The following is a 14,535-nucleotide window of genomic DNA, read 5'->3' as shown; positions in this document are numbered from 1 at the left end:
CTGCGTCGAGCGGACCGGCCGAGCTTCGACACCCGGGGTTCAGAGAAGTTTCACCAGTAGACCGAGTCGAGCTTGCCCTCGATGTTGCGGACGTTCTCCCGGGCACACCGGTCGCAGTACAGCAGCTTGCGACCGTCCTCGACCGAGGTCACCCAGGTCAGCGGCACGTCCTCGGACTCCGCCTGCTGACCACACAACGCACAGGTAGCACTTGCCATACGACTAGTCTGCACCGGGTGCGATGGGTGATTCACGGCGAGGGTGAGGTCTGGACCAACCAGTGGCTGAGCGTACGGCGGCTGGACGTCGAGCAGCCCGACGGCGAGCGGTTCGACTACCACGCCGTACGGCTGAAGGACATCGCCGCGGCGGTGGTCACGCGTGACGAGTACGTGCTGCTGATGTGGCGGCACCGGTTCCTGACCGACACCTGGGCGTGGGAGATCCCGATGGGGATCATCGAGGCCGGCGAGACTCCGCAGGCCGCTGCGGCGCGGGAGTTGGAGGAGGAGACCGGGTGGCGGGCGGACGGGCTGACCGAGCTCATCCAGTCGGAGCCGGCCGCCGGGATCACCGACTCGCGGCATCACGTGTTCCGGGCGACTAGCGCGCGGTACGCCGGGCCGCCGACGGAGCGGAACGAGTCGGACCGGATCGAGTGGATCCCGCTGGCCGACGTACCCGCGATGATCGGCCGCCGCGAGATCGTCAGCGGGATCACGCTTGTCGGTCTCCAGCAGGTGCTGCTCCTGGAGCGTGGCTGAGGGGCGGCACCCGTCGGGTGCCGCCCCTCAGTGATTCAGCTGGTCAGGCTGTGCTGCCCGGAGCCGGCCCTCCCTTCGGGCCGGCGACGGGCGAAGGTGTGTCTCTTGGTGGATCAGACCAGGCGGGCGAGTGCGAGGCGCGCGCGTGCGCTGGCCCTCTCAGCTCGCCGGCCGGCCCGCTCGGCCTGCTTCTGCGCCTTCTCGATCTGGTGAGCGAGGCGGAAGCGCCGGTTCTGCTCTGCGTCCTTCAGCGAAGCACGACAATGAGCACGGGCGAGATCTTCATGAAGTAAATGCATTTCGGTGCTCCTGGTGAAAGTCTGAGTGGTCACGTTGGACTCGATTCGGATGGGTTGGGGTTCGTCAGGCGGCGGTTACGGTGTCACTCTTGCGGGGACGCCCACGGGGCCGCTTGCGCGGAACCACCACACCCTGGACGAACAGTTCGCCGCCCCACACTCCCCACGGCTCGGAACGCTCGAGCGCTCCGGCCAGGCACTCGGCCTTCAGCGGGCAGGTGGTGCACAGCGACTTGGCGTACTCGACGTCCGCCGGCGATTCGGCGAAGAAGAGTTCTGGTGCGTAGGACCGACAGGGCAGGTCCTGCGACGTTGCGACCTCGGTGAAGACATCGAGGAAGCTCACGCTCATTCCGGTCACCTCCCAGTGACTTTGGTGCTGATCTCTTGTCGTCCCTGGCGGCCACCGGTTGATGACCACCAAAACTGTGTTGACAAACAAAAGGGCCGCGGGACCCTTTTCGGGTTCCGCGGCCTTGGAGGTGCCGGCTCTGACTCTCGTCAGACCGGTGGACTCCATGCTCGAGAACCCGAACCGCCGTACTTCACATCGCCGACAGCTCCGCCCTTGAACTGGGCAGCGCCGGAAGCCATGAGCACAACGGTCGCGACGTGCGGTCGCGGCGAGGCACCCTGAATCAGGGCGCACGGCAGCGCGGCAGCGTCGCTGAACGGCTTCTTAACCGTGTTGGTGATCATTTCCAGGGCACCTCCTCTCGTTGTGGCGAAGCGGGCGGTTAGCTCGATCGCTATGGTGGTTTGAAGTTTTCGGCCAGGCTCTGACCGCAGAAAGTACAGTACGCCGTCCGCGTCGGAGCCCGCAAACTATTTATCGCCAGTTCGCGAAGTTGGCCGGAAGTTGCCGCCGCGGCGGCAAGATCTGGCTGCTTCGACGACGTTCCGGCACGCTCCGGGGCGCAGTCCGCACGCTCCGGGATCGTTGCCTCTGTCACCTAACTGCCACGTCTGCCGTCAGCAGAACGCGGCACGTCCTCCAGCATGCGCCCGGATTCGCGTGCCTGGCAACAGATTTGCCCGATGGGGCATCAGCGGGTGCAGAGGTTGAGGATGTGCTCGCCGTACTTGGTCAGCTTGGTGTGGCCGATCCCCGGGATCTGGCGGAGCGCCTGCGCGTCGCCGGGCCGGGTCTCGGCGATCGCGGTCAGCGTGGCGTCGGTGAGGATGACGAAGGCGGGCATCTTCTCGGTCTCCGCCTGCTCGGTGCGCCACTCGACGAGGGCGTCGTACAGCTTCTGGTCGATCGTGGACGGGCAGTCCTCGCAGCGGCCGAGCTTGCGCGCGCCCGGGTCGAGGAGGCCCTTGCCGCACACCCGGCACTTCGGGATCGGCCGTCCGGAGCGTGACGACGCCGCCGGACGCTCCCAGCCGACCGCGGTCGACGGCGTCCACTCGGTCCGCGCCGTCCGGACACCGATCGGGTCGAGGAAACGGGTCGGCCCGCGCTGACCGCGGCCGCCCGGCGAGCGGGACGTCGCCCAGCTGATGAACAGCTGCTGCTTCGCCCGCGTCACGCCGACATAGAACAGCCGCCGCTCCTCCTCCACCTGCGCCGGCGTCTGGGCGTAGCTGATCGGCAGCGTCCCCTCGTGGGCCCCGACGATGAAGACGCACTCCCACTCGAGGCCCTTCGCCGCGTGCAGCGTCGCCAGCGTGACGCCCTCCGCGAGCGGCGCGTGCTGGATCGTGGCCCGCCGGTCCAGCTCAGCCATCAGCTCGGGCAGCCGCGCCGTCGGGTGCTCGGCCGCGAAGTCGGCCGTCATCGTCACCAGCGCGCTCAGCGACTCCCACCGGTCCCGCACCGCGCCGGTCCCGGTCGGCGGCTCCGCCGTCCATCCCGCCCCGGCGAGCACCGCGGTCACCGTCGACACCAGGTCGTCCGAGACCTCGCCGGCCTTGGCCTGCCCCCGGAGCAGTACGGCGGCCTGCCGGATCTCGGCCCGCTCGAAGAACCGCTCCGCACCCTTCAGCACGGTCGGGATCTTCCGCTCCGCCAGCGCCTGCTCGAAGTTCTCCGACTGCGCGTTGGTCCGGAACAGTACGGCGATGTCCCGCAGCGCGACGCCCTCGTCCTTCAGCCGTACGACGGCCCGCGCCACCGCGTCCGCCTCCGCGACCTCGTCGGAGTACTCGCGGTAGACCGGAACCGGCCCCGCCTCCTTCTGGGATCGCAGCGTGACCCGCCCCGGCAGCCCGGTCGGACCGGCCGCGTCGAGGATCTTGTTCGCCACGTCGACGATCTGCGGGGTGGAGCGGTAGTCGCGGACCAGCTTGATCACCGTGGCCGACGGATGCCGGGACGCGAAGCGCACCAGGTTCTCCGGCTCGGCCCCGGCCCACGAGTAGATCGTCTGCGCCGGATCACCGACGACGCACACGTCCTCGCGACCGCCCAGCCACAGGTCGAGCAGACTCTGCTGCAGCGGTGAGACGTCCTGGTACTCGTCCACGACGAACGTCCGGTACTGCCGCCGGATCTCCGCCGCCACCCGCTCGTCCTCCGCGAGCAGCGCGACCGCGCACAGCAGCACGTCCTCCAGGTCGATCCGCCCGCGCTCCAGCTTGACGTCCTCGTACGCCGCGAAGATCCGCGCGATCGTCGGCGCGTCGAACGCCGCGAGCGCGCGCCCGGAGCGTGGCGCCAGCTTGGCGTAGTCGTCCGGCCGGACGTTGCTCACCTTCGCCCACTCCACCTCGCCGGCCAGGTCACGCAGCGCGGGCGTGTCCACCCGGACCCGGCAGCGGGACGCGGCCTCGGTCAGCAGCGGGAACTTCCGGTCCGCGATCGGCGGCAGTTCCCCGCCGTACACCTTCGGCCAGAAGAAGCGGGCCTGCCGGAGCGCGGCGGAGTGGAACGTGCGGGCCTGCACGCCCTGGACGCCGAGCTGCGCGAGCCGGCCGCGCATCTCGCCGGCCGCCCGCTGGGTGAACGTCACCGCGAGCACGCGGACCGGATCGAAGGTCCCGGTCCGGACGCCGTACGCGATCCGGTGGGTGATCGCCCGGGTCTTGCCGGTGCCCGCGCCGGCCATCACCACGACCGGGCCGTGCAACGCGGTCGCGACCGCCCGCTGCTCCGGATCGAGCGCCTCGAGGAGGTCGTCGGCCGAAGCAGATCGTGTGAAGTCGCTCACGGGCTGGGTCATGCGGGAACAGCACCACCTGCGGCATGGTTCGGATACGTCGAGGGCCACCCTAGACGGGCGGCCCGACAAAACCCCTCCCAGTCCCATAGGAGTCAGCTCGATGGCTGCTTTCACGATGTACTCGACGCCCTGGTGCGGCTACTGCCACCGGCTCAAGGGCCAGCTCAAGCGAGCCGGTATCGAGTTCACCGAGGTCGACATCGAGCAGGTCCCCGAGGCTGCGAAGATCGTCGAGAAGGTCAACAACGGCAACCAGACGGTGCCGACGGTGGTCTTCCCGGACGGCACCGCGATGACCAACCCGTCGCTCGCCCAGGTCGCGGAGAAGCTGGCGGCGTAACACCCGACTCAGGCCATATCGCCTGAGTTATGGACTTTACGGTCATGGCCGTTATACCTTGCGATGAACGCCGTCGCAGGGAGTCCGCCCATGTTCTCGCGCCGTTCAATCCGCCATGCCCTGATCACACTCGCCGCCACGCTCGGTCTGCTCGCCACGGGCGGGTTGCACGCCTCCGCGGCCCCGCCGGGCGACCTGCCTGACCCGTTCCCGTCGGAGAACTGGCCGCTCGGCACCCCGACGAAGCCGTTCGCGCCGTCGGCCGAGGTCATCAAGGACCTCGGCTCGCCGGTCAGCTCGCTCACGATCATGGAGGGCGCGATCGGCCGCACGCCGGACGGTCGCGACGTCGTGTACGCCGTACCGGCGGGTGAGAACGCCCGCCTCAACGTCGTCGATCTGCACAGCCGCCAACTGATTCGCACGGTGCCGCTGCAAGGGGCCGCCGGCGGCTGGGCGATCGTCGTGACGCCGAACGGTGACGTCTACCTCGGCACCTACGCGAACGCGCACCTCTACCGCTACAGCCCGGTCACCGGTGAGGTGACCGACCTGGGCCAGCCGATCCCCGGTCAGTCCCAGATCTACGGCCTCACCGCCGATCCGAGCGGCAACGTGTACGCCGGGACGTATCCGAACGCCCACGCGTTCAAGTACGACCCGTCGACCGGACAGGTCACCGACTACGGCTCGCTCGACCCGGTGCAGCAGTACGCGCGGTCCACGGTCTACGACCCCGACCACAACAAGCTGTTCGTCGGCGTCTCCACTCCGAACGCCAGGCTGCTCCGCATCGACCCGGAGACCAAGGCGGTCGAGGACATCACTCCCCCGGGTACGACGGCCAAGGACTTCATCGACCTGGACTACGCCGGCGGGAAGGTGTTCGCGAACGCCAGCAGCCGACTGGTCGTGGTGGACGCGGTCACTGGTGAGCAGGTCAAGTACACCGACGCCACCACTGGTCAGCAGGTGATGGACTACCCCATCGCCGCACGCGGTGTCTCTCCAGCCGGACCGGGTGGCGTGTACTTCACCAACAACACCCTGTCCCTCACGCACTACGACCTGGAGACCAACACGGTCGGTCCGGTCTCGCCACCGCGCACACTGACCCGTGGTGCCTCGATCGGCTACGGCTGGGTGACCGAGAACGGCCAGCAAGTGCTGTACGGCCTGGCGGGCAACTACTCCGGCGGAACGTTCCGCTACAACCCGGCAGACGGGACACTCGCGCAGTGGAGCTCACCGTTCCAGTACGTGCCGTCGCCGCTGATGCACACGCTGGCTGATCCCGCCACGGGCAAGGTGTTCGTCAACGTCTATCTGAACGGCTCTACCGCCGTGTACGACCCGGCGACAGGCAAGTCCACTGTCACCACCCGGCAGGGACAGGTGGAAGGCTGGGCGTGGGACGGCGCCACCGGCAAGATGTACGTCGGTATCTACCCGTACGGCCGCCTCTCGCTCTGGGACCCCAGGCAGCCGGACAGCCCGACCAACCCGAAGGAACTGTTCAGTCTGGTCGACAGCGACCACCAGAACAGGCCGGTCGCCGTGGTCCCCGCCGGCAACCGCGTGTACGTCGGCACCACACCGGCGTACGGCGAGTACGGCGGTGCGCTGACCGTGTACGACGTACCCACCGGCAGTCACACCGTCTACCGCAACCTGGTGATCGACCAAACGATCGCTTCGGCTCTGCCACAGGGCGACAACGTCTGGGTCGGTTCCAGCATCGAGGGCGGCCAGGGCACCGAGCCAACCGCGACCGAGGCACACCTGGTGAAGGTGGACCCGTCGACGGGACAGGTGCTGGCGGACGTCGTACCTGTGCCCGGTGCGGCCAGTATCAACGAGCTGACGACCGGACCGGACGGCAACATCTGGGGTCTGGCCGACGGCATCGTGTTCGCCGCCGACCCGGCCACGGGTGAGGTGCTGCGCCTGCTGCCCGTGTTCAGCGGATTCACCGGTTCACAGGACGGCGCACTGTCCTGGCGCGACGGCTACCTGTACGGCGTGACAGGCGGGCGACTGTTCGTGCTGGACGTCCTCAGCGGCCACACGTCCGTACTGCGCGACCGCGGCCTGAACCGCCTCACGCAGACGCCCGGCGGCACCTACTACACGCTGCTGCGGCCGGACGGCTTCATCAACCCGACCAACTTGGCGTCGTACGCCCCACCGGTAGACCCGTGTCCGCAGTCCGACGTACGGCCGACGGTGTGGACCGGGAACATCGACAGCCACGTCCAGAACCGGTTCCTGACCTACGGCTGCACGGTGACCGACGTACTACCGGACGCCGAGGCGGACTGGCCGAGCCACAGCGCGTACGTCGAAGCGGTCAACCAGAAGGTCCGTCAGCTCGAGACGGACGGTTCGATCGAGCGCTGGGAGGGCGTCATGATCAGGATCGCCGCAGCCCGGTCCGACGTCGGCCGGTGATCACCAGCTTCCGGTGAGGCTCTCGCCGTACCAGCCTTCGATCAGGCGGCGGGAGATCGAGATCGCACCCGGGAGGGCCATCGTGCCGGCTTCGACCAGCACGCGGAGGTCCTCCCGGGTGAACCACTTCGCCTCGGCGATCTCGTCCTGGTCCACGTCGATGTCGAAGCTCGTCGCCTTCGCGTAGAACCCCAGCATCAGGCTGGCGGGCAGCGGCCACGGCTGGCTGCCGGCGTACTCGATCTCGGATCCGACGATCACACCGGTCTCCTCGAGGACCTCACGCCGTACGGCGGCCTCCAGCGACTCCCCCGGCTCCACGAAGCCGGCCAGCGTGGAGTACCGGCCCGCGGGCCAGGCCTCGTTGCGGCCGAGCAGTGCGCGGTCCTGGTCGTCGGTGACCAGCACGATGATCGCCGGGTCGCTCCGCGGGAAGTGCGACAGCCCGCACACCGGGCACTTCCGGACGTGCCCGGCCTCCACCACCTCGGTGTGCTCACCGCAGTTCGCGCAGTGGGTGTGGACGCCGTGCCAGTTGGACAGCCCGATCACATGCACGGCGACACCGGCCTCGCGGTCGTTCAGGACGGCGCCCAGCTCGCGCAGACCGCCGTACGACTCGTCGGCCTCGCCGGCGACCAGGACGCCGAACACCGCGCGGCCCTCCGCCGTCATCCCGGCACCGGACTCGCGGTCGATGCCGAGGAAGATCCGAGTACCCTCCGGCGCCTCGGACGGCGGCACGAAGCGCAACGCGGAACGGTCGTCGGCCACCTGGATCTTGTCCCCGATCACCGCGACCACCTGCGTGTCGGAGGCGGCCCACGCCTTCTCGAGCCAGTCGTCGTCGCGGCGGCGATCGGCGGCGCGGTCCAGTACGGACCGGGACAGGGCTAGCGAACCGGGAGCGATGGAGTAGGCCACATGCCTCAACATATCCCGGCCCCGTGAGAGCATCCCGGCATGAGTATTCACATCGCCGCCGAGAAGGGGCAGATCGCACCGCGGGTGCTGTTCCCGGGGGATCCGCTGCGGGCCAAGTGGATCGCGGAGACCTACCTGTCGGACGTGAGCTGCTACACCGAGATCCGCAACATGTTCGGGTTCACCGGCACCTACAAGGGTGAGCGCATCTCCGTCCAGGGCTCCGGTATGGGTCAGGCGTCCGCCTCCATCTACGCGAACGAACTGTTCGAGGAGTACGACGTCCAGACGCTGATCCGGGTCGGCACCTGTGGCGCGCTCACCGAGGCGGTCCGGGTCCGCGACGTGATCGTGGCGATGTCCGCGAGCACCGACTCGCAGATGAACCGGCTGCGCTTCCACGGCATCGACTACGCGCCGACCGCCGACTACAAGCTGCTGCGCGCGGCGGTGGACGCGGCCGAGGCGGCCGGGCTGAACGTGCACGTCGGCCAGGTGTTCTCCGGCGACCTGTTCTACAACGACCGCCCGGACCTGGTCTCGCGGACCGCGGAGTACGGCGTGCTCGGCATCGAGATGGAGGCCGCGGCGCTCTACACGCTGGCGGCGAAGTTCGGCCGTCGCGCACTCGGCATCATGACCGTGTCGGACCACCTGATCACGCATGAGGTGACCAGCGCGGAGGAGCGCCAGACGACGTTCTCCGAGATGATCACGATCGCCCTCGACGCGGCGATCGAGGTGCCGGTCTGAACCGCCGGTCCGGCGCCGGCGTACTGGCCTGCGCCGCGCTGCTGCTCACCACGGCCTGCTCGGGTAAATCGGACGACACGAGCTCCAGCCCGAGCACCAGTGCGAGCAGCACCACCACGGCCAGTACGCCGGCAACCAGCAGCAGCCCGTCACCAGCGGGTGCGGACGAGACGCTCCCGGACCTGACCGCCGCACAGGTCGTGGCCGCCTTCGCCGGCAAGAACTACAAGTGCAGCACCGACGAGGCGTACCAGATCTGCAGCAGCGGCCTGCGGTCGATCCAGGTCCTGATCGGGAAGCACCCGCGCCCACCGGTGATCTCGCTGCAGGCAGCGGGCCCGGCGACCGAGTCCACGACGCGGCTGGCCGAGTTCGCACCGGAGGCGCTCGAGCTGGCGCACGTGAACCCGCGGGATCAGATCACCGACTGGCTGAAGCAGCAGCTCAGCAAGCCGGCCGCCAAGACGACCGTCGGCGACTGGAACGTCGAGTTCTCCACCGAGGTCGACACCGAGGCGCCGGGTGCGATCCTGACCCTCACCGACAAACTCTGCAAGGCGAACTGCGGAGCCGAATAGGTCCTACGCCGCGATCAGCTTCGGGAGGACCTGCTTGATCCGGTCGGCAAGCAGGTCCGGGACCTTCTCCGGATTCGCGGCGTAGCCGACGACCGCCTGCTCGAACAGGCCGTCGACCAGTGCGTACGCCGTCGGCGCGTCCACGGCCGGTGTCGCGCCGGTGAGCTCGGCGTACCGCGTCAGGATCCGCCAGATCATCTCTTCGAGCAGCTTGTCGATCGCCTCCACGTCCGCGCGGAGCTGCTCCTCGAACATGCTCTGCGCGCGCAGGTCGTACCAGAGCTTGTGCATCGGGGTCTCCTCGACCAGCGTCTGGGTCATCCTGCCCAGGAAGCCGGCCGCGAGCTCGTCGGCCGAGGACGCGGTCTCGACCACCTCGTCGTACCGCCGCGCGCACTTGGTCTTGTAGTAGCGCACGCAGTAGCTGATCAGGTCGATCTTGTCGCGGAAGTAGTAGTGCACGACGCCGTGCGTGAACTCGGAGTTGTTGGCGATCTCGCGCAGGCTGGTGCGGGCGTACCCGAGCTCGCCGAGCGTCTTCAGCGCGGACTCCGCCAGCGCGACGCGGCGGCGCTCGATCTTGTCGATGCCGGAGACGCGGGCAGGCTGCTCCTCGGCCGCGGACGCCACAGCAACCACCCACTCTCCAGATCGGGACCGACCGGCTCGTTGCGTCAGAGTACCCCGCCCCGGGCCAGGCGCGTCCCGGTGCGGGGAGATTTCTTGACAAGTGTCAAACAAAGTCTTGACGAGTGTCAAAAGTCGGGATCAGAGTGTGAACAACCCGTACGAGCAAAGGAGCTTCCGATGGGTTCACTCGATCTCTCCGGCCGCAAGGCCCTGGTCACCGGCGGCGCGCAGGGTCTCGGCGAAGGGATGGCCAAGGCGCTCGCCGCGGCCGGCGCCAAGGTGGTGATCAGCGACATCCAGAAGGACGCCGGCGAGGCGGTCGCCGACGCCCTCGACGCGACGTACGGCGCGGGCAACGGCTTCGTCGCCCACGACATCACCGACGACGGCGACTGGGAGAACGCGGTCGTCGCCGCCAACGACATCCTCGGCGGGCTGGACATCCTGGTGAACAACGCGGGGGTGGAGATCACCAGCCTGCTCACCGAGGTCACCGCCGACCAGATCCGCAAGATGCTCGAGGTGAACGTCCTCGGCACCACCCTCGGCGTCAAGTGGGGCCTGCGGACGATGCGTCCGGACGGCCTGGCCGGGCAGGGCGGCGCGATCATCAACGTGGCCTCGGTCGCCGCGACCATCGCGTTCCCCGGCATCGCGGTCTACTCCGCGACCAAGTCCGCGGTCGACCGCCTCACCCGGGTCGCCGCGATGGAGTCCGGCAAGCTCGGGTACGGCGTCCGCGTCAACTGCATCTATCCGGGACTCGTCGCGACCGCGATGGGGGCCGGCCTGGCGAACGACGTGGCACAGCTCGGACTGTTCGAGTCGCCGGAGGCCGCGGTCGCCGCGGTGATCGGGCTGACACCGGCGGGCCGGCTCGGCGAGGTGTCGGACATGGCCGACGCGGTCGTCTTCCTCGCCTCGGACGAGTCCCGCTTCATCACTGGTATCGGCCTGCCGGTCGACGGCGGAATGGGGATGTGATGGCGACGAAACCAGTAGTTGTCTACGGTGCCTCCGGCTACACCGGGCGCCTGGTGTGCGAGTACCTGCGGCACTACCACGTGCCGTTCGTCGCGGCCGGGCGTAGCGAGGAGAAGCTGAAGGCGTCGATGGACGCCAACGTCCCCGGTATCGAGACAGCTGACTACGAGATCGCCGCTGTCGACCATGACGTCGCATCGCTGACCGAGCTGTTCACTGGTGCGTCCGTCGTACTCAACACGGTCGGACCGTTCAGTGAGCTCGGGCCTGCGGCCGTAGAAGCAGCACTGGCGGCTGGTGCGCACTACACCGACACAACGGGCGAGCAGGACTGGCTGATCACCTGCGACGAGAAGTACGGCAAACAGTTCGCCGACGCCGGCCTTCTCCTGGCACCGGGCGTCGCGCAGATGTACACCACTGGTGAGATCGCTGCGCAGCTGTGCCTGGAGGAGCCTGGTCTGGACACGCTGGACATCGCAGTGTTCTGGGGAGGCAGTCCGACCATCGCCTCGACCCGCACGATCCTGGTGAACGCTGCGACGTCGAAGGCGCACTACCTCGACCAGAACGCATACGTCGAGTTCCCGGAGCAGGGGCTCGTTCCACTCGTCGTACCTGGGCAGCACGAGCTGGCGTTGTCCCTGCCGTGGGGCGGCACGTCGCACCCGGTCTGGTTCAAGCGCGACCCACGCGTGGCGAACTGCAAGGCACAGGGCGGTGTGTTCAACGCCGCGCTCATGAACGGCGTACCGCAGATCGTCGCTGCCGCACTGGAAGCCACGAAGGACATGGCGGCCGACGAGCGCAACGCGGCTCTCACCGAGACAGCGCGTCAGGTGATGGACCAGATGCCACCACGGGAGAACCCGCGCATCAACAAGTCGCTGGACTCGGTGCACGCGTCCGGACCGCTCGGGCGGGCGCACTGTGTCATCCACGGCAACAGCAACTACCAGCAGACAGGTCTGCTCCAGGCGTACGCGGCGTACTCGCTGCTGCAGACGCCACCGAAGCGGGTCGGTTTCGCCAGTGGCTGTCAGGCGTTCGGTCACCGCGAGCTGCTCGGCGTACTGCGGGGATTCGGGCTGGTGTCCGAGCCACAGCTGACCGTGCAGCACTAGGAGCGTGTCGTGCGACTGGTCGACTACCTGGACAAGGGCGCATCGCTCGCGCCGGACGCCGCGTGCCTGACCACGGACGGCGAGACGCTGACGTACGCCGACGTCCAGCGGCTCTCGTACCGGATCGCTGGTGCGCTGGCGGCGACCGGCGTACGGCCAGGTGGGAAGGTCGCGATCCTCTCCGCGAACGACCCGGTCGCGTTCAGTTGCGTGTTCGGGATCAGCCGCGCCGGTGCGGTCTGGTGCCCGATCAACCCGCGCAACGAGGCCGCGGAGAACCGTGAGCTGCTCGACCAGTTCGACTGCGAGGTACTGATCTACCAGGCGACCTTCGCGCCGCTGGTGGACCGCATCCGGGACTCGCTGCCGAAGGTGCACACGTTCGTGTGCCTCGACGGCGAGGTCCCGGATGCCCCTGACTCCGGCCCATCCCCCCACCCCAGCGGCCGGAGAACTGTCGGCTGGGACGCGTTCTCTGGCGGCGCGTCCCAGCCGGCGCCCGATCTGACCGACCCCGACGACCTGGCGATGATCGTCGGCACCGGCGGTACGACGGGACGACCGAAAGGAGTGATGCTCGGCAACGGCAACCTGGAGACGATGACCGCGCTGACGCTGATGGGATACCCCTTCGGCGAGCGGCCGGTCTACCTCGCGCTGGCACCGCTGACGCACGCCGCAGGTGTGCTGTGCTTCCCGGTGCTCGCATCCGGCGGCGAGATCGTGATCATGCGCGCGCCCGACGTACATGCCTTCCTGGAATTCATACCGCGACACGGGGTGACGCACACGTTCCTGCCGCCGACGCTGATCTACATGGTGCTGGCGGCGCCGGAGCTCGACTCCACGAACCTGTCGTCGTTGCGGTGTTTCTGGTACGGCGCGGCGCCCATGTCGGTCGCCCGGCTCGAGGAGGCGCTGCAGCGGATCGGTCCGGTGATGGCGCAGCTGTTCGGGCAGACCGAGGCACCGATGATGATCTCGATGCTGCCACCTAGTGCCCACTTCGACTCACAGGGCCATAGTGCGCGGGGGCGGCTGTCATCCGCGGGACGGCCGTCCCCGCTGGTCACCGTGGGGATCATGAGTGCGGACGGGAAGCTGCTTCCGCACGGTGAACGCGGCGAGATCGTCGTGCGCGGATCGCTGGTGATGAAGGGGTACTACCGTGATCCCGATGCGACTGCGGCCGCGTCGGCGTACGGCTGGCACCACACCGGCGACATCGGCTACCTGGACGACGACAACTACCTGTACATCGTCGACCGGGCGAAGGACATGATCATCTCCGGTGGCTTCAACGTGTACTCCACCGAGGTCGAGCAGGCGCTGATGGCCCACGCCTCCGTCCAGGACTGTGCGGTGATCGGTCTGCCGGACGAGAAGTGGGGCGAGCGGGTCGTGGCCGTCGTACAGCTCCTACCGGGCAGTGTGGTCGAGCCGGACGAGCTGATCGCGTTCGCGAAGACACGGATCGGCAGTGTGAAGGCACCCAAGGAGGTGCTCGTCTGGCCCGACCTGCCACGCTCCAAGGTCGGCAAGGTGGTCAAGCCGGACATCAAGGCCCGGCTCGTCGCCGGTCAGTAGGCCTTGGCTGTCCAGCCCAGCAGGCCGAGGGAGCCGCCCTTGATGTCGGAGCCGTCGCCGTCGGACTGGTTGGCGTCGAAGTGCACGGATGCGCTGCCGTCCGCCTTGATCCCGAGCAGTACGCGACCGGCGGGGTGGTCGTCGCACCAGCCCACACTCAGGCTGGTGAACGGTGCCCAGCCGCTCGCCTTCAGCACCTTCGAGCTGATCGTCGCCGGGCTGGCGTAGCTGATCCGCCAATGCTTGAGCTCTCCGTTGGACTTGGTGCCGACCAGGACGTCCACCGGGTTGCCGGCGGTTCCGTCGGTGCGCTGGTACTTCAACGTGTTGACCGTGTCCCAGGCGCTGCCGGGCAGCGTGACCGGGGCCGAGACCGTGGGCTTGCCGTCGACGTAGGCGAACTTGTACCGGTAGAGCGACGTACCCGCGAGGCGATAGAAGTACGGCCAGGCCATCGTCAGGGCACGGGTGCCGGCGAAGCCCGACTTGACGCGGGTGGTGGTGAGCTCCGTGATCTTCCAGACGCCGTCGATCCGCTGGGCAACGCGCTTCACGTGATAGATGTATCCGTCGGTCGGATGCGTGGCCAGCATCTTGTCCTCGGCATAGGTCGCATCCCCGATGCTGCCGAAGCCGGCGATTCCTGTCGGCACCCAGCTGAGCTTGTCGCCGGAGATCGCCTGGGTGCTGGTCTTCCCGCCGGAGTAGCGGTAGGTGAGGCTCTGTCCGTCGGAGCGGTACGCCGCCGTCGCGGCGGAGCAGTCGGCGGGTACATCGCCGAGCGCCGCGGTTGCCGACCGGGCGGTGCCAACGACTCCGGCCACGACAAGACCGGCCGTGACAACGGTCAGCGCGGTCGCGGCCGCCACGATGGATCTGCGCATCAGGGAAGGTCCTCCAGTAGGTCGAGCTCGATCAGCTGGACCTTATGGATCAC

General features: G+C 68.3%; 16 protein-coding genes. 8 read left to right on the top strand and 8 right to left on the bottom strand.

Going from position 1 to position 14,535, the window contains the following annotated elements:
• Positions 1-50: 50 nt before the first annotated feature.
• Positions 51-218: a hypothetical protein gene (locus tag BJY22_RS15240; RefSeq protein WP_167207327.1), complete on the bottom strand. Its 168-nt coding sequence runs from the start codon at positions 216-218 to the stop codon at positions 51-53.
• Between the two features lie 18 nt (positions 219-236).
• Here BJY22_RS15240 and BJY22_RS15235 point away from each other — a divergent pair, with 18 nt between their 5' ends.
• A complete protein-coding gene (locus BJY22_RS15235; protein WP_167207325.1) occupies positions 237-764 on the top strand; it encodes an NUDIX domain-containing protein in 528 nt (175 codons plus the stop codon).
• Between the two features lie 113 nt (positions 765-877).
• Here the strand turns inward: BJY22_RS15235 and BJY22_RS15230 are convergent, their stop codons facing one another.
• From BJY22_RS15230 to BJY22_RS15215, 4 genes are all read right to left on the bottom strand, one after another.
• Entirely contained in the window at positions 878-1,096 is a 219-nt protein-coding gene (locus BJY22_RS15230; RefSeq protein WP_337758716.1) for a hypothetical protein, read from the bottom strand.
• A gap of 31 nt (positions 1,097-1,127) precedes the next feature.
• On the bottom strand, positions 1,128-1,415 hold the full coding sequence (locus tag BJY22_RS15225; protein WP_131285495.1) for a WhiB family transcriptional regulator: 288 nt from the start codon (positions 1,413-1,415) through the stop codon (positions 1,128-1,130).
• A 149-nt stretch (positions 1,416-1,564) separates the two neighbouring features.
• Complete coding sequence (locus BJY22_RS15220; protein WP_167207323.1) at positions 1,565-1,762, bottom strand: hypothetical protein; 198 nt, start codon at positions 1,760-1,762, stop codon at positions 1,565-1,567.
• 347 nt (positions 1,763-2,109) lie between these two features.
• Entirely contained in the window at positions 2,110-4,227 is a 2,118-nt protein-coding gene (locus BJY22_RS15215) for an ATP-dependent DNA helicase UvrD2 (protein ID WP_167207321.1), read from the bottom strand.
• Positions 4,228-4,327: 100 nt separating this feature from the next.
• Here BJY22_RS15215 and BJY22_RS15210 point away from each other — a divergent pair, with 100 nt between their 5' ends.
• Both BJY22_RS15210 and BJY22_RS15205 read left to right on the top strand, forming a co-directional pair.
• Positions 4,328-4,567, top strand: a complete 240-nt coding sequence (locus BJY22_RS15210; RefSeq protein WP_167207319.1) for a mycoredoxin — start codon at positions 4,328-4,330, stop codon at positions 4,565-4,567.
• A gap of 90 nt (positions 4,568-4,657) precedes the next feature.
• The gene (locus BJY22_RS15205; protein WP_238350368.1) at positions 4,658-7,018 is read left to right on the top strand and encodes an NHL repeat-containing protein; all 2,361 of its coding nucleotides are present in this window, start codon (positions 4,658-4,660) and stop codon (positions 7,016-7,018) included.
• Here BJY22_RS15205 and nudC read toward each other — a convergent pair whose 3' ends face one another.
• Positions 7,019-7,942, bottom strand: a complete 924-nt coding sequence (nudC, locus tag BJY22_RS15200) for an NAD(+) diphosphatase (protein WP_337758715.1) — start codon at positions 7,940-7,942, stop codon at positions 7,019-7,021.
• Positions 7,943-7,981: 39 nt separating this feature from the next.
• Between nudC and deoD the strand changes: the two genes are divergently transcribed.
• The gene (deoD, locus tag BJY22_RS15195) at positions 7,982-8,695 is read left to right on the top strand and encodes a purine-nucleoside phosphorylase (protein WP_167207315.1); all 714 of its coding nucleotides are present in this window, start codon (positions 7,982-7,984) and stop codon (positions 8,693-8,695) included.
• Between the two features lie 200 nt (positions 8,696-8,895).
• Positions 8,896-9,273, top strand: a complete 378-nt coding sequence (locus BJY22_RS15190; protein ID WP_238350367.1) for a hypothetical protein — start codon at positions 8,896-8,898, stop codon at positions 9,271-9,273.
• A gap of 3 nt (positions 9,274-9,276) precedes the next feature.
• Here the strand turns inward: BJY22_RS15190 and BJY22_RS15185 are convergent, their stop codons facing one another.
• Positions 9,277-9,912, bottom strand: coding sequence for a TetR/AcrR family transcriptional regulator (locus tag BJY22_RS15185; protein WP_337758712.1), 636 nt, complete (start codon positions 9,910-9,912; stop codon positions 9,277-9,279).
• Between the two features lie 168 nt (positions 9,913-10,080).
• Here BJY22_RS15185 and BJY22_RS15180 point away from each other — a divergent pair, with 168 nt between their 5' ends.
• From BJY22_RS15180 to BJY22_RS15170, 3 genes are read left to right on the top strand one after another with little or no spacing between them, the layout of a single operon-like run.
• A complete protein-coding gene (locus BJY22_RS15180) occupies positions 10,081-10,887 on the top strand; it encodes an SDR family NAD(P)-dependent oxidoreductase (RefSeq protein ID WP_167207313.1) in 807 nt (268 codons plus the stop codon).
• Positions 10,887-12,011 (top strand): DUF5938 domain-containing protein, encoded by a 1,125-nt coding sequence (locus BJY22_RS15175; RefSeq protein ID WP_202891119.1) that lies wholly within the window; start codon positions 10,887-10,889, stop codon positions 12,009-12,011. Before BJY22_RS15180 ends, BJY22_RS15175 begins: the two co-directional genes overlap by 1 nt.
• A 9-nt stretch (positions 12,012-12,020) precedes the next feature.
• Positions 12,021-13,598 (top strand): AMP-binding protein, encoded by a 1,578-nt coding sequence (locus BJY22_RS15170; protein WP_167207309.1) that lies wholly within the window; start codon positions 12,021-12,023, stop codon positions 13,596-13,598.
• Here BJY22_RS15170 and BJY22_RS15165 read toward each other — a convergent pair.
• Positions 13,592-14,482 (bottom strand): hypothetical protein, encoded by an 891-nt coding sequence (locus BJY22_RS15165; RefSeq protein WP_167207307.1) that lies wholly within the window; start codon positions 14,480-14,482, stop codon positions 13,592-13,594. The genes BJY22_RS15170 and BJY22_RS15165 overlap by 7 nt on opposite strands.
• Positions 14,483-14,535: the final 53 nt, after the last annotated feature.

The organism is Kribbella shirazensis (assembly GCF_011761605.1).
Lineage (GTDB): Bacteria > Actinomycetota > Actinomycetes > Propionibacteriales > Kribbellaceae > Kribbella > Kribbella shirazensis.
This window is presented reverse-complemented; position numbering and strand designations above follow the sequence as displayed.